Origin of the sequence: Pseudomonas sp. S37, from assembly GCF_016658545.1 — a bacterium.
GTDB lineage: Bacteria > Pseudomonadota > Gammaproteobacteria > Pseudomonadales > Pseudomonadaceae > Aquipseudomonas.
The window spans coordinates 12,244-28,195 of record NZ_JACVZC010000033.1 but is presented as its reverse complement, the minus strand read 5'-3'; the positions used below and the strand labels follow the sequence as shown (position 1 = coordinate 28,195).

Annotated in this window: 12 protein-coding genes; all 12 read right to left on the bottom strand. The window is 61.6% G+C overall.

Annotated elements, in window-relative coordinates:
- Window positions 1–109 precede the first annotated feature (109 nt).
- Entirely contained in the window at window positions 110–1,522 is a 1,413-nt protein-coding gene (fliD, locus tag IAE39_RS13115; protein WP_201202978.1) for a flagellar filament capping protein FliD, read from the bottom strand.
- Between the two features lie 82 nt (window positions 1,523–1,604).
- Complete coding sequence (locus IAE39_RS13110) at window positions 1,605–1,982, bottom strand: flagellar protein FlaG (protein ID WP_201202969.1); 378 nt, start codon at window positions 1,980–1,982, stop codon at window positions 1,605–1,607.
- Between the two features lie 71 nt (window positions 1,983–2,053).
- Window positions 2,054–2,905, bottom strand: a complete 852-nt coding sequence (locus IAE39_RS13105) for a flagellin domain-containing protein (protein ID WP_201202967.1) — start codon at window positions 2,903–2,905, stop codon at window positions 2,054–2,056.
- 252 nt (window positions 2,906–3,157) lie between these two features.
- Window positions 3,158–4,093 carry a ketoacyl-ACP synthase III gene (locus tag IAE39_RS13100; RefSeq protein WP_201202965.1) on the bottom strand — a complete coding sequence of 312 codons (936 nt, stop codon included), beginning with the start codon at window positions 4,091–4,093 and terminating at the stop codon, window positions 3,158–3,160.
- 217 nt (window positions 4,094–4,310) lie between these two features.
- Window positions 4,311–5,456 (bottom strand): dTDP-4-amino-4,6-dideoxygalactose transaminase, encoded by a 1,146-nt coding sequence (gene rffA / locus IAE39_RS13095; RefSeq protein ID WP_201202963.1) that lies wholly within the window; start codon window positions 5,454–5,456, stop codon window positions 4,311–4,313.
- 49 nt (window positions 5,457–5,505) lie between these two features.
- Window positions 5,506–6,192: a metallophosphoesterase family protein gene (locus IAE39_RS13090; RefSeq protein WP_201202961.1), complete on the bottom strand. Its 687-nt coding sequence runs from the start codon at window positions 6,190–6,192 to the stop codon at window positions 5,506–5,508.
- Complete coding sequence (locus tag IAE39_RS13085; protein WP_201202959.1) at window positions 6,173–7,150, bottom strand: ATP-grasp domain-containing protein; 978 nt, start codon at window positions 7,148–7,150, stop codon at window positions 6,173–6,175. The genes IAE39_RS13090 and IAE39_RS13085 overlap by 20 nt, the downstream gene beginning before the upstream one ends.
- On the bottom strand, window positions 7,147–7,995 hold the full coding sequence (locus IAE39_RS13080) for an NAD-dependent epimerase/dehydratase family protein (RefSeq protein WP_201202957.1): 849 nt from the start codon (window positions 7,993–7,995) through the stop codon (window positions 7,147–7,149). Before IAE39_RS13080 ends, IAE39_RS13085 begins: the two co-directional genes overlap by 4 nt.
- A complete protein-coding gene (locus IAE39_RS13075; RefSeq protein ID WP_201202956.1) occupies window positions 7,992–8,720 on the bottom strand; it encodes a class I SAM-dependent methyltransferase in 729 nt (242 codons plus the stop codon). The genes IAE39_RS13080 and IAE39_RS13075 overlap by 4 nt, the downstream gene beginning before the upstream one ends.
- Before the next feature lie 67 nt (window positions 8,721–8,787).
- Window positions 8,788–12,333 carry a glycosyltransferase gene (locus tag IAE39_RS13070; RefSeq protein WP_201202954.1) on the bottom strand — a complete coding sequence of 1,182 codons (3,546 nt, stop codon included), beginning with the start codon at window positions 12,331–12,333 and terminating at the stop codon, window positions 8,788–8,790.
- A 50-nt stretch (window positions 12,334–12,383) separates the two neighbouring features.
- Window positions 12,384–13,079 (bottom strand): WbqC family protein, encoded by a 696-nt coding sequence (locus tag IAE39_RS13065; RefSeq protein WP_201202952.1) that lies wholly within the window; start codon window positions 13,077–13,079, stop codon window positions 12,384–12,386.
- A 108-nt stretch (window positions 13,080–13,187) separates the two neighbouring features.
- A complete protein-coding gene (locus IAE39_RS13060) occupies window positions 13,188–15,929 on the bottom strand; it encodes a glycosyl transferase (RefSeq protein ID WP_236548551.1) in 2,742 nt (913 codons plus the stop codon).
- Window positions 15,930–15,952 lie beyond the last annotated feature (23 nt).

Below are 15,952 nucleotides of genomic sequence, written 5' to 3'. Positions count from 1 at the left end.
GGTTGCGTATACCTGTGTATCGCCAGTGCGTCAAAAAACTTTAGCGCCAACGCAAAAAGCCCGGAGCGTCTGTTGACGCTGCCGGGCCTCTGCCAAACAGGGTTACCGATCAGGAATTCTTGGCCTGAGCGTTGAGCGCATCGAAGACCGACTTGATCTGGTTGGCCTGGGCATTGAGCTTGGCGACCGCCGTATCCATTGCCACCCATTTCTTGGTCAGCGATTCGGTGAGCGCCTCGGTGCGACGATCCAGCGCAGTCTGCTGGTCGGCAAGGTTCTTGGCGACCTTGTCAAGGTTGGCCTTGCGCGTGGCCAGGCTACCGTCCGTGGCGTTGTACGGGTCGATTGCCTTGTTCATCCGCGAAATCAGGCCATTATCACCCGTGAACAGCTCCTGAACCTGCGAGCCCAGCTTCTTGTCGTTCATCGCCGAAGTAAACTTGACGGAGTTGAACTCCAGCGTGCCATCCTTGGTGGTGTTGATACCCAGCTGGCTTAGCGTGGTCAGCTGGTCACCGGAGCCCACCTCCGACAGCACCTTGCGAATGTCATTGACCAGCGCGCGCGTGGTAGGGTCGTTACTCAGCGGGCCGAGGGAGAGGTTGTCGTCCTCGTCACGCGTGGAGGTCGTCAGCGCGGTGATGGTCTTCTGCAGGGTATTGTAGGCATCGACAAACGACTGAACGGACTTCTTCAGGCCGTCGTTATCCTGCGAAACCGTGACACTGGTGGGGGTGGCAGTTGCGCCGGACTTGGCGCTGACCCCGGTCAATTCCAGGGTGATGCCACTGATGGCGTCAGTGATGGTGTTCTTGGCACTTTTGACCGCCAGGCCATCGATGGTCAGCTCTGCATCCTGCGCAATAGCGGTAATGTAGCCCCCGCCCGTATCACTCATCTGCTCGGTGCCGTCGATTTCCAACCCCGGGATACCGCTGACCATCAGGTCTGATCCCTTGCCCGTGGTTGTAGAGCTGAACACCAGGCGCGCACCACCCTCGCCGTTGACGACGTTCGCAGAAATACCCTGTACGCCCAGCTCCTTGTTGATCTGGTCACGCACAGACTGCAGCGTGGCACCATCAGGGACGTCGATTTCGTACGAGTTGCTACCCTGTTGGACAACCATCTTGCCTGCCGTTACGGCAGACGACGCACCACCGCCGAACGGCGGACTTGCGACTTTGGAGCCCGTTGCCAACTGGTTGACAGCGATATCGTACGTCCCGGCAACTGCAGTGTTGCCGGCAGTCACCTTGACCACCGATTCGTTCGCCGACTTGGCAGCATAGGCATTGAATGACGGCGTGGTCTTGTTATTCAGCTTTGCCATGGCGTCCTGAAACGCCGTGAGGGCACTGCGCAGCGAGCCAACACCGGAAATCATCGCGGCGTTGTTGCTGGTCTGCCGGGTAATCTGCGCTTTCTTCGCCGCAGTGTCTGCAGTTACCAGCACTTGAACCATGTTGCCGATATCGATACCGGTGCCCTGGCCAATACTGGAGACTATGGTGCTCGCCATCAGGTTATCCCTCTTTCTGAAACGTCAGGTCCCGCTCCTGCAAGACCGACATTGATCCTGCTTCAATGCGTTCTGTTTCGACTTAAACCTTGGCGTCGAACAGAAGGCTGTTCACATCGCTCAGGCTGTGAGCAATCCGCAAGGCCTCTTCAGAAGGCAACTGGCGAATCAGCTCACCGGTCTCGCTGGCGATTACCCTGACCACGATCTTGCCGGATTCTTCGTCCGTGGAGAATTCCAGGTTTCGTCGGCTAGAGCTTAAAAACTTTTCGATTTCCGAAACGGCGCTTTTCACCTTTTCGACATCATTGCTGTGTTCGGCAGCATTGATGGCTTTGGGTTCCAGCGTATCACTGCTGGCACTGGACGCATCCGTCGGCCGGGCAAACGGCTTGTCGCCTGCCGGCTCGGCTGGGCGGGCTGCCGCGTAGGACAGATTCAGCTTGACGCTCATGTCCATGTCTACCACCTCGTAACGAAAAAGCGGGGAAGCGCCTTAGTATGCACTCCCCCGCCGATCACCATGAGCGATTACTGAAGCAGCTTCAGTACGGCAGATGGCAGCTGGTTGGCCTGGGCCAGTACCGAAGTGGAGGCTTGCTGCAGGGTCTGCTGCTTGGTCAGCTGGGCAGTTTCAGCGGCGAAGTCGGTGTCCTGTACACGGCCACGGGCAGCTTCGGCGTTTTCGTTGATGTTTTGCAGGTTGTTGACGGTGCTGGTCAGACGGTTTTGTACCGCACCCAGGTCAGCACGGGTGCTGTTGATCTTGTTCAGCGCGTCGTCGATGGCGCTCATGGCCGCGGTGAAGGTCGATTCGGCAGACGAGCTGTCGGAACCGGTGATGTTCTGACCGGACAGGCCGCTCAGGGCGCCGCCAGTGTTCAGTGCATCGCTCAGGTTGATGGTGATCTGGTTGTCGCTACCGGTGTTGGAACCCACCTGGAAGGTCATTTCGCCAGCGTCGCCGTTCAGCAGGTTCTTGCCGTTCAGCTGAGTGGAGTTGGCGATACGGTCGATTTCCTTCAGCATCGACTGGAACTCTTTGTCCAGAGCGTCACGGTCTTCTTCGCTGTTGTTGTCGTTTCGCGACTGAACAGCCAGTTCACGCATACGCTGCAGAATGTTGGTCTGCTCTTGCATCGCGCCTTCAGCGGTCTGGGCGATGGAGATAGCGTCGTTGGCGTTTTTGATAGCCATGGTCTGACCGCGAATCTGCGAGGTCATGCGGGTAGCGATCTGCAGGCCGGCGGCGTCGTCTTTGGCGCTGTTGATTTTCAGGCCGGAGGACAGACGGGTCATCGAAGTGCTCAGCGCATCGGAAGCACGGTTCAGGTTTTTCTGAACGCCCAGGGAGGTAGTGTTGGTGTTAACAGTCAAAGCCATGACGATTTCCTCGTTGAATTGGGTACTACGGCTTCCGGCCTTGGCTGATAAGCCGGAGGTGGCACAGAGAACCTTCGTAATAGTTATCGTCGTCAGGGCGGCTTGCTTTAGGGTTTTTTCAAAAAAATTTGCTGGCCCCGTGCCAGCCCAATGAAATCAATGAGTTGACGCCAATTTACAGGCGCAATTTTCTGCAGGCTGGAAACGAAAACGCCGCCAGAGGTTGGCGGCGTTTTCAAGGCTGACGAGCGGTCAATCACGGCGCTCGATGATAGCCGAACCCCAGGACAGCCCCACACCAAAGCCACTGAGCGCGACACGTTTGCACGACGAGCCAAGCACGTGCTTTTCCAGCAGCAGCGGAATGCTGGACGACACGGTATTACCCGTTTCGACCATGTCCTTGACGAACTTTTGCTTGTACTCGCCATCATCAAAGCGCGCCGAAACAGCGTCTACGATCGCCGCGCTACCCTGGTGCAGGCAGTACAGGTCGATGTCAGACGCCTGCAGTTCGCTGGCCTGAAGCAATTGCTGCAGGTGAGCCGGCACTTTCACCAAGGCGAAGTTGTAGACCTGCCGACCGTTCATGAAGAACTTGCCATCGGTGGTGCGAAGGTGTTCGGCACCGGCACCGTCGCTGCCGAACAGCGACTTGCCCAGCTGCCAGGTAGCACCCTCACCCATCCAGGTGGCAGTGGCGGCATCACCAAACAGCATGGTGGTATTGCGGTCTTCGCAATCGACAATCTTCGAGTACGGGTCGGCGGTGATCAGCAGGCCGTTTTTCAGCCCCGCGGCTTCCATGAAGCCCTTCATGGCGTAAAGGCCATAGACATAACCCGAGCAACCCAGGGAGATATCGAAGGCGGCAACGGCTGTCGACAGCCCCAGTTTGTGCTGCACGATCGCAGCCGTGTGCGGCAAGCCTTCGGCATCGCCGTTCTGGGTGACGACGATCACCGCATCGATCGAAGCCGGGTCCAGCGACGGATTGGCAGCGAACAGATTCTTCGCAGCTTCGACACACAGGTCGGAAGTTTCCTGGTTATCGTCCTTGCGCGGCAAGAAGGTCGAACCGATCTTGCCGAAAATAAAGTCCTGGTCTTTGCCGAATTTCGCGCCCTGGGCGTAGTTATCCACCCCTTCGGTAGGCACGTAGCTGGCGATGCTTTTTATGCCAATCATATGGCTTCCCAATTCAATAACAGCGAAGTTCCCACTGCCTGCGCAACGGCAATACGCCAGACGATACGGTCGCGACCGATCCCTGAGCGTATTCCAGGTACAACGCAGCGGCTCCCGGTATTCGACAATATACAGTGAAGATGCGCGTTCTGACTCGTAAGTCACGCTCTTTTTGTCGAATGGACCTTCGCTGCATCAAACACCATGGCGCCGCCTGTCAGAACCTGGCAAGGGCGTCACCCAAGGCCTGTAGCACGCGCTGCTGGGTCGCCTTGGGCATGCCCCACCACAACGGCAGGCGCAGCAAGCGCTCGGAACTGTAGTCCGTGACCTCCATCGAGCCGTGGGTGCGCCCATAACGTTGACCGGCAGGCGACGAGTGCAGCGGCACATAGTGGAACACCGCGTAGACTTCCTGCTGTTTGAGCCTATCAAGCACTACTTGACGATCGATTCCAGGGGCAAGCAGGACGTAGTACATATGCGCATTGTGCTGACAGTGCTGCGGCACCACCGGGCGACGAAGCAGCCCCTGCCGCTCCAGGCCAGCCAAAGCGGCATGGTAGCCATCCCAGACAGCCAGGCGGTTGTCAGTGATGGACTGCGCCTCTTCCAGCTGGGCACACAGGAATGCAGCGATCAGCTCGCCCGGCAAGAAAGACGAGCCCACTTCCTGCCAGGTGTACTTGTCCACCTCACCACGGAAAAAGCGACTGCGGTCGGTGCCCTTTTCCCGGATAACCTCGGCTCGCAGCACTTGCTCCGGGGTGTTCACCAACAACGCGCCCCCCTCACCGGAGATCACATTCTTGGTCTCATGGAAGCTGTACGCCCCCAAGTCACCGATACTGCCCAGGGCTCTGCCCTTGTACGTCGACATCACGCCCTGGGCGGCATCTTCGACCACGTGCAGGCCATGCTTGCGGGCAATGGCCATCAGCTCATCCATTTCACAGGCCACACCGGCGTAATGAACGGGCACGATGGCCTTGGTACGCGGGGTTATGGCAGCTTCTACCAGGCGCTCGTCGAGGTTCAGGGTGTCGGCCCGGATATCCACGAACACCGGTACACCGCCGCGCAGCACAAAGGCATTGGCGGTAGACACAAAGGTGTACGACGGCATGATGATTTCATCGCCCGGCTGGATATCCAGCATCAGCGCGGTCATTTCCAGTGCCGCCGTGCATGAGTGGGTAAGCAGCGCCCTGGCACAGCCGGTTTGCGCCTCCAGCCACTGGTGGCACCGCTTGGTAAACTGACCATCGCCAGCAAGCATGTTGCCGAATTTGGCTTCGGCAATGTAGTAAAGCTCTTTGCCGGTCATGTGGGGGCGGTTGAAATAGATCTTGTCAGGGCTCATTACGGGTCTTCCGCAGTAAACGACGAAGGAAGGGAGGTGATAACGCCGCTCAACGCCCAGGGACCGAGCTGATCCGCCCGCCTATCTGGGTGCCTTTGTCGAGGTTTTCATAAAAGTAGGCATCGAAGCCGGCCAGGGCCATCGCCTGCTGCACCTGAGCGATGTCGTATTCAACACGGTGCAGCGCAAACGCCTGGCCGTCCCACGTAGCGAAGGCGGCGCGCGGGTCGCCGTCACGGGGCTGGCCGACCGAGCCTGGGTTGCAGTACTGCTTGCCCTCCCCCTGCCACTGGTACTGCACATGCGTATGCCCCGACGCGAAATGGCAGCCAGGCAGTGCGTCGAAATAGGCCTGCGAGGGGCTTAGATATTCATCCAGCGGGTCACCCCAGCCGCCATGCACAATGCTTACCCCATGCTGCACTGACTGCATGTCGAGGCTTTGCAGCCATGCCAGGTTTTGCGGGCTGATCACGCTGGCCTGGTAGTCCAGGCAGGCATTGGCGCTGTTGGAACGCGGGCAGCGCTGCGCCTTGGCGAGGTACCAGTCATGGTTGCCCATGACCGAAAACACGTTGCGCTCACGCAACGCGTCGCAGCACAGGTTCACCTGGCAGTAGTAGCCTGCGGTATCCCCCAGGCAGATGACCTGCGAAGCGCCCAGTGCATCCAGCCTTTCCAGCACGCTGCACAGCGCACTGTAGTTGCCGTGAACGTCAGAAATGATCCCGATCATGAACCACGTGATCCTCTATATAGCGGACGGCAAACCCCGACCTGATGGTGGGCGTAGATGGCGTGCGCTGCTCGAGATAGAACGCAAGGCACATTGCCGCTTCGTTGTAGCCGAACGCCCGACGGATAGAGCTGGTCGAGGAAATGCGCGGGTTGATTTCCAGCAACCGCCAGGTTCCGTCATCGGCACGGCGGAACTGCAGATTGGTCGGACCAACCGGCTTGAACGCCTGGCACAACCTGACGACGGCCTGCTCCAGGGTGGCGTGATGGCAAACGCGCGCCTTCGCCGTAGAACCGTCCGACGCCAGGCTGCGCTGAAACGTGATCATCGCACCGGCACCGCCCTGGCCATCGCCGAACACCGCCACCGTGTACTCCTGCGCCGCCGTACCGATGATCGGCTGAGCCATCAGAAAATCACCCAGCAGCCTGGCATGGGGAGCGAAGTCCTGCTCTTGCCTCACCCAGACCAACCCTTTGGAGGCGTAACTGCGGCGCGGCTTGAGCAAGAACGGCAGGCCCAGTGAAGCCTTCAACGTTGCAAAATCGCCGCCCAGTACACTCGGGATACGACAAGGGTCGCCCATCGCCACCAGGGCTTGGTCCATGGCCCATTTGTCCCTCGACAAGTCGATCAGCCGCTGGTCATTGAGTACCACCTGGCAGCGCGCCTGGCGCAGCAACGCACGGTGATCCGACAGCCAGTGCACGTCTTGCTCGATGCCGGGGATCAGCAGGTCCACCTGGTACAGCTCCAGCACCCTCAGCAACCATTGCCCATACCCTTCGTCTGCCGTCAGCGGAGCCTGCTCGAATACATCGCACCAGGCCCGACCGACCGCATCGTCGTAGATATCGGTACCCAGCAGACGTATTGACGGGTCCGCCTCGCGCAGCGACTTGAGCAGGCCGTAGCCCATGATGGCGCCGACGCCGGTCACCATGACGGTTCTCATGACTGCGCCTCCCGATGGGCCTTGATCAACTCGAAACCGGCGCGCATATCAATGCGCGGTGCGTAGCCGATGCGCGTGTACAAGTCGCTGGCCCATGCAGCAGCCGGCAGGTCCGGGATATCGGCCTTGTCCGGCAAAAAGCGCACATCGGCAGGGGTGCCGAAGGCCGCAAAAGCTGCCAGGGCGATTTCGGATAGCCGCAGATGCTGGGGGTGGCCGCAATCGTGTTCGCCCTCAATACCGCGCTTGGCAACCAAGGCGCAGATCTGCGCCAGGTCATCCACATGCAAGTAGTCACGCCGGGCATCGTTGCTGCCGTACAACTGCACAGGCCTGCCAGCGGCGGCACTGTCGGCAATGGCGTACAACAACGGTTGGTGGCTACGGCAACGAGCCTGGCTGTCGTAAACCTGGCTGATCCGCAGGATGGTCAAAGCCATGCCGCGCTGCTGGCAATACAGGCTGGCCACCTCTTCCGCATGGCGCTTGGACAGCGCATAGATCCCGTAATACGGGTCACCCGGCCGGTAGCCTGCCGAGCGGGAGGACAGCAGTACGAAGTGCCTGGCCCCACAGTGTTCGGCAAGCTGGCAGGCAGCCAAGGTGCCGACACTGTTGACCTGTTCTGCACGCAACAGCGCGGCGGGCTCCAGGCCGCCGAAGTCGGCGGCAGCATGTACGACCAGATCGAACTGGCCGGCATCGACGGGCAGCACGGGCTGGTTCAAGTCAAATGCGATATCGGCGTCGCGACGCCCGGCCAGCCTGACCGGCCCCAACTGCGCCAGTGCCTGCGCCACCGCACCGCCAATGACCGATGTACTTCCGATTACCAGGCTCTTCATGCGTCGGCAACCGCCGCTTCGAGCATCAGCGCACAACTGAGCTCGGGGTAGTCGATTGCTACCGTGCACATGGCCGTGGTGATCGCTTCACTCAGCCCCAGCAGCTTCATCTGCGAAGTCATGAATGGCTTGAGGAACAGGCCCTCTTTGCGCACCACGCGCAGGCCTGCCCGTTGTATTTCCTCGGTCAGGGTTTCCAGCGAATAGGCGCGCAGATGGCCCAGCTCGTGGTCACCCTTGCCCAGCGTCATCATGTCATCGAGCAGCCCGGCGGCATGGCCGAAACGTCGGTGCAGGGACTGCGCATTGGGCACCAGGACAAAGCAGCGCCCACCCGGGCTCAGGTATTGCTTGAACTTGCGCAGGATCAGTTGCGGATCTTCCACGTGTTCAAGGACGAAGCCCATGACGATCACATCGAAACGCTGTTCGGTGTCGAAGTGCTCGAAGTAGCCTTCGACGATTTGCGCCGGGCTGTGCGGGTAATGCGCCTTGAACTGGGCGATCACCGAAGCCGAGCCGTCAATCACGGTGTGAGACTTGAAATACCCGGAAAAACGGTTGGTCGAGAAGCCGTGGCCAATACCCAGCTCCAGCAAATCGAGCGTTGGCCCACACAGCTCCATGATGCGTCGCGGATACCAGTTGAGCATGATGTTGTTGTCATAGGCATAGCCGAAAGCGTCGCTGTAAGCGCCGATGAATGTATCAAGAGTGTTGTTCATAACTATCCGCTTCCGGCTTTTTGGCAGGGCGAGCCCACCGTTGTCAGTTTCAGCTTGCGTATGGCACTCAATCCGCCAGCCACGCCCGCCGCCATGCTTGCAGTCGCTCGCCTTCAAGCAACCACCCCTCACGCACCCTGCCCTGCAAGGCATCACCCAGGCACGCTGACGCCTGGCGGTCTGCCAGGTGCAGGCGAATAGCCTGTATCCAGTCCGCTGCGGTGTTGGCCACCCGCGTCAGCGGCAGCACATCGCCGCCCGCGAACCCCGGCACCCGGCTGCAGATAACCGGGTGGCCGCATGCAGCGTGCTGCAGCACCCGCAGGTCGCCAGAGCAGGCGTTGCCCAAGGTCTCGGCCATGGGCACCAATGCGAGGTCCAGGTCAAGCCCGAGCAACGCTGGCGCCAGGTGATCCGGCTCCACGGTGGGCCGCCAGGTTGTCAGCAGGGGCTGCAATGCCGCCGGGCAGTCGCCCAGCACCACCCACTCGACCTCATTGGCCAACGCCGGCACCACGTCGGCCAGCAGGTGCGCATCCACACTGCCGATCCAGCCCACGCGCGGCTTGCTGCCCTGAGCTCGCAGCGGGCGCAGGTCGGACCAGCTGGCAGGCAATGCGCTTTCCACCAGGCGCACGTCGTCATGTTCGCCGCGAAGCAGTTCGAGCAGCGCCGGACTGGCGACCAGCACACGGTCAGCGTGCATCATCCCCAGGCGCAGCCGTTGCATCAGCTCGTCTGCGTCCCAACCACCGGAAATGTTCATTTCCGGCAAGTAACCGTCCAGGTCATAGACCTTGAATGCCTGGGAAAACGCCCGCAGGCGGCGCAACGCCGAAAGCCCGGCATCACCCAGCGGTCGCTGAAGGATCACGCTCGCAGGCTGCAGGCGCTCGATCTCCACGAGGGTTGGCAGGCCAGCACTCAGCCCCCCTTCCAGGCTGCCACTGTCACGCAGCGCCTTGAATGGCTGGATTACCCGCGAGCGGCCCGCTTGCTGCTGATCAGCCGCGCAGGCGAGTACGCTTGGCACGCAGCCTTTCAACGGGCGCCAGCTGAAACCGTTGTTTTCCAGGGTTAAGCCCTCGCCGTTGCGCAGCGAGAAGTTGCTGTTGTAGCCAGCGTCGCTGGCCAGCTGTGGCAACCACCGTGCGTACAGCGCGTCTTCCTGCTCAGGGTCCGGCTGCGGGGTGGGGCTGTCATCAAGCAACAGCCGGGCATAAGGCGTCCAGACGTTCAGGTAGCCGCCTCGCACCAGCCTCAGGCACAAGTCGACATCGGCCCAAGGCGCCATGAGCGGATCCGCGTCGAAGCCGCCGGCCTCGATGAACAGCTCCCGGCGCAGCATCAGGCACGCACCGCCAACCGCAGGGCAGTTGCGCTCCAGCCACAGCTGCCCCAGCCAGCCCGGGGCTGTGGCGTTCCAACCTGCATACGCCGGCCCGACTGTACCGGCCTGCCCCAGTATCAGGCCTGCCTGGCGGACTTTGCCGTCGCGATCAAGCAACTTGCCCCCCACGGCGCCGACCTCGGGGCGCTGGGCATGATTGAGCAACGCATGCAGCCAACCGCGCTCGAGCACACGGCTGTGCACATCGAGCCAGACCAGATACTCACCGGTTGCCTCCTGCGCCGCCGCGTTGCACATGGCCGCACGCGGCTGCCCGGGCATGAAACGAAGCACCTGAACCCGACGGTCGTCCAGTTGCTCGATCATCTCCAGCCAGGCCAACAACGCCGGAGCTGCGCTACCGGGCTCGATCAACAGCACCTGGTAATCGGCATGGGCGGTCTGCGCCAGCAGGCTTTCCAGGCACTGCTGGAACTGCTGCAGTTCGCCGTCCAGGTAGATCAGGATGCTGACCGAGGCTGGCGTTTGATGGCCGTAATCGATGCGGTACGCGCCGGCGCCTACGTCGACCGGCATCACCCGGGCAGCCGGGTAACCGCGCGCCTGCAGGTGGGCCAGGATGACCGACTGCTCATCAGTGCAGCGCCCTTCCAGCCTTGCCTGGCCGATCAGCAGCGGTTCGCTCACATGGCCCACGCAGCCGGGCCCCTGCTCGACGAGCAGGCGCAACTGATACGCCAGCTCAAACGCACGACCGCCGGCATGATCGAAGCCACCTTGGGCCACGACGGCTTCGCGCCGGTACCACCAGTGCGGGGACATGGCCGCCGGGGTCGCCAGCAGCAAGTCCAGGCCAAGGTCCGGCCTCAGGTGCAGTTCAACCGCACCCTCCTCGCGACGGCGTGCTTCATCAGCGTATACCGCCAGGCACTGTGCAGGCGTATCCAGCAGGTGTACGGCAGTCATCAGCAGGCCACTGGCGATAAAACTCACCCCGGCCTCGACCACCATGAACCAGTCGCAGTCGCTCAGGGCCAGCCAGTCGTTGATCTGTGCCACAGGCTGCAGCGGGTCGCATGGCAACCAGCGCACACTGGCACCCGGCAGTTCGGCGCCACCCAGCACGGTCACCTGTGCCTGCTGGTACAAGCCGTGCGCAAGGCTGTGCAGGGTCTCGGCCAACGCCGCCGAATCACCGTTGTCGATCACCAGTACCGCCAGACGCGGACCGGCCGGCTTGGCCAATCGCTCGTTGAGCACTTTCAGCTGAGCCGGCTGCGGATAACGCTGGCGCAACCAGTCGAGCGCACCCAACCGGTTGCCGGCTGCTTCACGCCGCGCGGCGAGCTGGGTCTTGTCGATAAACACATCCAGTTGCTGCCAGAACGGCGCAGTGCGCTCGACATAACGGGGCAATGCCTGATCCAGGCTGGACCTGGCCAGCGCGACGGCATCGGGCTCATCGAGCATGGCAAAGCCGATGCAGCCGAAGAAGCTGTTTTCCAGGAATGTGCGGTCAATGCCCTGGCCGGGCATGAAAATCACCGGGCAACCACAGAGCACGGCCATCACGCAGGTCATCGACCATTCGTAGGTATACAGCACTTGCGCCGTGCGCAAGACGGCGGCCAGTTCAGGCAGCGTCAGGGCATTGGCAATGCTCAACAGTTTGATATCGGCAGGCAGCAGGCTGTAGTCGATCGACGCCAGTGGATGGCGGTTCTGGTAGAGATAACAGTCCTGCCGTGGGCCGTCAGAAGCACTCGGGCAGAACATCTCGATATCGATGGTCGGCAGGCACAGCAGATCGCCACCGGTACTGCCACGGTGTTCGGCAAGACGGGGGGCGTAATAGAACAACAGGTCATCAACCCGGGCATCCATGGGCTTGCCCGAAATGAAACCCTCGAAGTTCAGTAAAAAGCGCGCCACCACCGGCAGGTTGAGCGGGTTGCCAGAGATCACTTCCGGATACACCGCAATCGGCACTTTACCCGCAGCCCGGTGGCGCTCGGCAACCGCAGCGTCAAGCACCGGCGTTTTCAGTTCCGGGTTGATCTCCGTCGTACCGCACAGGTAGGCCTCACGCCCATTCAGGTTGAGCAGATGGCAGAGGTAATGCAGCGAGACAATACCGGACGACGTCTCTCGGTAGCTCGGCGCAAGAATGTAATAGGGATGTTCCGGCTTGGCGAACATCAACTTCAAACGCACCAGTGCCTGATCGTGAGGTTGAGCATCCGGCTGCGTAGCATTCGACATCATTGAACTCCAAGTTCAGTTCAGAAAGGGCCAACCCGGGCGGCGAGCCGTCAGGAGCCCCGTCGTTCCATGAAAGCCGGGGCATCCGCACCCGTGTTGAACAGCAGGTCGATCACGCTGACCGCGTGCTGGAATTCGCCGTACAGTTGCGGGTACTCGTGGTAGCCTTCGTAACTCATGTAGGACAAACCAACCCCTGCCGCAGCAAACGCAGCCTGGTCCAGATAGCAGCTGGCCGCCGGCCCGGACAGGTAGTCGCTGGCCTGTAAGCGCTGGCACAGGTGGATCAACCGCTCGTTGCGGCCTTCCACCTGGCCCAGCTCTTCGGAGCGGTACAACGGCGTGTGCACACCCAGCAAGGGGCACAAGCCGGCAATCAGCAACTGGTTTATGTGGGACAGGTGAGTCAGGCCCGCAGCCTGCTCGTACAACGTGCGGATCCGGGTTTCCATTTCGCTGAAACAGCTGGCGCGCCGGTAATTCATCGCAATGGATTTCCAGTGCTTTTCGGCCCAGTTCGGGTTGCTGACCTGCACTTCGTTGATCAACTGCCCGAAGCCGCCTTTGACTGCGATAGTCAGCCACTGCCCGCCCTGGGCAGTCTTGATCATGTTGCGGTTGCGCCAGTCCTGACGGGTGTACTGCACATCGTCGTAGAACACGAAGGCATCGACACTTCGGATCAGATCGAAGTAACCCTTCCACGGGATGTAGTTCGACTGCAGTACAGCCACTTTCTTTTGCATGCTTGACCCCGCCCAGCGCTCGAGAATCCGGCCCCCGCCTGTCAATAATTTGCCATCAGACATAAAAAAACCGGGCCTTGAGCCCGGTTGTAGCAAATCTCGCGCCAGTTACCCCAGCTGGGTCAGCCAATCCAGGCTGGCAGCAGGTACCTGACCGTGGCCGAACTGCAGCTGGCCATTGAAAGCCGCTGGCCAGCGCGCCGCCAGTGCCTCGCCCAGGTTGTCATCAGGCAGCGTCGCCGGGCTGACCAGCAACTGCGAACGCGGTGTCCACAGCACCATCAGGCCAGCCTCCCTGACCGCCAGACACAGGTTGATATCGGCACCCGGCACAGCCTGCAAGCCTTCGCAGGCTTCGAACACTGCCTTGCGCAACATGAGGCAATCAGCCGATACCGCTGCACAGCTGCGCACCGACGATGCCCAGCTATCCCCGGCGACTTGCTCAGCCGTCAGCCCACGCCATGGCAGATACACCTGGTTGCCGGCAAGCAGCTCATAACCGGCATGGGCGACGCGGCCGTCCTCGGCGAGCAGGCGCGCACCCACCACGCCAACCTCCGGGCGCTGGGCTTCGTTGAGCAAGCACTCGATCCAGGCTGGCGTGACCACGTTGCAACGCGCCGACAGCAGCAGCAGGTATTCGCCGCGGGCGTGCCGGGCCGCCAGGTTCAACAGCGCTTCCCGTGAAGCCCCCGGGTCGCCCCCCAGCAGCCGGACGCGGCCGGCCAACGCCTTACCCGCCACACCTTCGATATCGAACTGGTCGCTGGCACAGGCCAGCAGTATCTCGAAGCGTGGGTAGCGGGTGCGCTGCAGCACCGAGGCCAGGCATGCCTGCAATTGCCCAACGTCACCCTCGAACGCCAGCAGAATGCTGACCAGCGGCGTGCTGTCGAGTCGGTAGTCGACCACCAGGCCCGAGCTGCCATGGCTGCTGATCTGGCTGCGGTAGCCCAGTTGCGTCAGGTGCTTGCTGAGCACCGAAAATGCATCCTTGAGCAGTGCCGGCGAAGCCTGCTGACCGATCACCAGGAAGTCGTCCATGTGTGCCAGGCAAGCAAGCCCCTGCGCTTCGACCAACCGCAGCAGCAGGTCGAGCTCAAGCGCGTTGCGACAGGCCTCACCATAGCCACCCAGGTCAATAACCGCTTGGCGACGCACCAGCCAGTGCCGCGACATCAGCCCCGGCTGACTGCGCAGAAGGTCCAGGTCAGCCCCGGGGCGTACCACGCTGTGCAGCCGCCCTTCACCGTCGCGCTGCACTTCATTGGCCGCAATCGCCTGGCAGGCCGGAGCCTCTGTCAGTTCCACTGCCAGGCGCAACAGACCACCGGCAAGCAATACGTCGCCTGCTTGCAGCAGCATCAGCCACTCGCTCGGCAACTGGCGAATGGCCTGGTTGAGGTGCGTGACCCAGTTGCTTTCACTGACGTGAATGAAATGCAAGGTATCGCGTGCAGTGGTGATGGCAGGCGGTTTGCCAGCCTTGAGCACCAGCAGCTTGAAGTTGCGCAGGCCGCTGGCCAGCAGGCTGTCGAAGGTGGCTTGCAGCGCCTCATCGTCATTTTGCAGGTCCAGCACCACGAAGGCGATCTGCGCAGCGGGGTGCTTGCCCAGATGCGCCAGAACGCGCTGGCGCCCGGCCTCATCCGGGGTGCCGGCGGCGACTGCGGCGATCACCTGACCGGACGGTGTGTCCTCCAGGTCCGAGTGGCTTGCAATACCGGGCACTTGCTCAAGGCGCGCAAGCCAGCCAACCAGCTCTGCGGCAGGCACTGCGTCAGCGTCGCCGGCAAGCATCGGCAACAGCCTGCGGCACACTTGCGCATTGAACCGGCTCAAGGCCAAGGCTTGCCAGTAGCGGTGCAGCAGGCTCTGTGGCGTATCGTTGGGGTGCTGCTGAAGCAGGTCGCGCTGGCGCACCCAGATACCCTCCAGGGCATGCCGGTGCGCGGCACCGGTCGGCCAGGCATGGCTGAGGAACTCCAGCGCTGTCAGTTCCGCGAAGAGCGCGCTGTTGTAATAGGGCAGCCCCACCTCCTGGCGCGATTCGAATTCGCGCTCAGGATCATCGATCACGCTGCGCCAGTGGGAGGTAAAGATCAACGGTGCAGCATCAGCATCATAGGTGTTACGCACGAACTGGTTGAGGACGTCGAAGCCCTCCGGGTCGGCGCAGAGCCCATAGTGGTCGGCGTCCCAATTGCGCAATGTGCGCACCAACCGGGCCAGGCGCTCATCGCGGACGACCTGGGTGCAGGCAGCAGAGGCATGCTCGGCTACCACGCCGGTCTGCGGCAAATACGCGACAGGCCCCTGGGCCAGAATGGCGAACGACAGGGCCACCTGCAAACCGGCCAGATCCAGATCGCCAGGCAACTCCGCCAACGCGGTTTGCAGGGTGGACAAACGCATCACCGCCCGCCAGGCATACTGCCCGGCATTGGCATACTGGGCGAGCCTGGCCCGGCCGTCGCTCGATGCTGCAGGCTCGAAGGGCACGCCGATCCGGTAGTACGCAACCTGGTCACTGGTCGACGCATAGCCCAACGCATAGCCTTGCGCAGCGACAACTTCAGGCTGGGCATGCAGGCACGTGGCGGCGTTATCCAGCGCAGACGCCAAAACGAAATCAGTATCCAGTGCCAGCACGACGTACGCGGTCGCCACGTGGTTCAGCGACTCGCCGAGGGCTTGCGCAGCCGTGCAAGCCTGCGCTTCAAGCGCCACACAAGACACGCCGGCCTGTTGATAGTAGTGCCGGGCACGTGCGCGGCTGGCCGCCTGACCCTGCCCCAGCAGGACCACGGTCACCTCATTGCGCGAGCCGATTGCGGTTTCGATCATAAAGCACCTGTTCAGTTATCGTT

Bases quoted from the DNA above. Each gene is read 5' to 3' on its own strand.
- IAE39_RS13070 (WP_201202954.1), bottom strand. From the start codon at position 12,333: ATGTCGAATGCTACGCAGCCGGATGCTCAACCTCACGATCAGGCACTG.
- IAE39_RS13110 (WP_201202969.1), bottom strand. From the start codon at position 1,982: ATGGACATGAGCGTCAAGCTGAATCTGTCCTACGCGGCAGCCCGCCCA.
- IAE39_RS13085 (WP_201202959.1), bottom strand. From the start codon at position 7,150: ATGAGAACCGTCATGGTGACCGGCGTCGGCGCCATCATGGGCTACGGC.
- fliD (WP_201202978.1), bottom strand. From the start codon at position 1,522: ATGGCGAGCACCATAGTCTCCAGTATTGGCCAGGGCACCGGTATCGAT.
- IAE39_RS13090 (WP_201202961.1), bottom strand. From the start codon at position 6,192: ATGATCGGGATCATTTCTGACGTTCACGGCAACTACAGTGCGCTGTGC.
- IAE39_RS13080 (WP_201202957.1), bottom strand. From the start codon at position 7,995: ATGAAGAGCCTGGTAATCGGAAGTACATCGGTCATTGGCGGTGCGGTG.
- IAE39_RS13105 (WP_201202967.1), bottom strand. From the start codon at position 2,905: ATGGCTTTGACTGTTAACACCAACACTACCTCCCTGGGCGTTCAGAAA.
- IAE39_RS13100 (WP_201202965.1), bottom strand. From the start codon at position 4,093: ATGATTGGCATAAAAAGCATCGCCAGCTACGTGCCTACCGAAGGGGTG.
- rffA (WP_201202963.1), bottom strand. From the start codon at position 5,456: ATGAGCCCTGACAAGATCTATTTCAACCGCCCCCACATGACCGGCAAA.
- IAE39_RS13060 (WP_236548551.1), bottom strand. From the start codon at position 15,929: ATGATCGAAACCGCAATCGGCTCGCGCAATGAGGTGACCGTGGTCCTG.
- IAE39_RS13065 (WP_201202952.1), bottom strand. From the start codon at position 13,079: ATGCAAAAGAAAGTGGCTGTACTGCAGTCGAACTACATCCCGTGGAAG.
- IAE39_RS13075 (WP_201202956.1), bottom strand. From the start codon at position 8,720: ATGAACAACACTCTTGATACATTCATCGGCGCTTACAGCGACGCTTTC.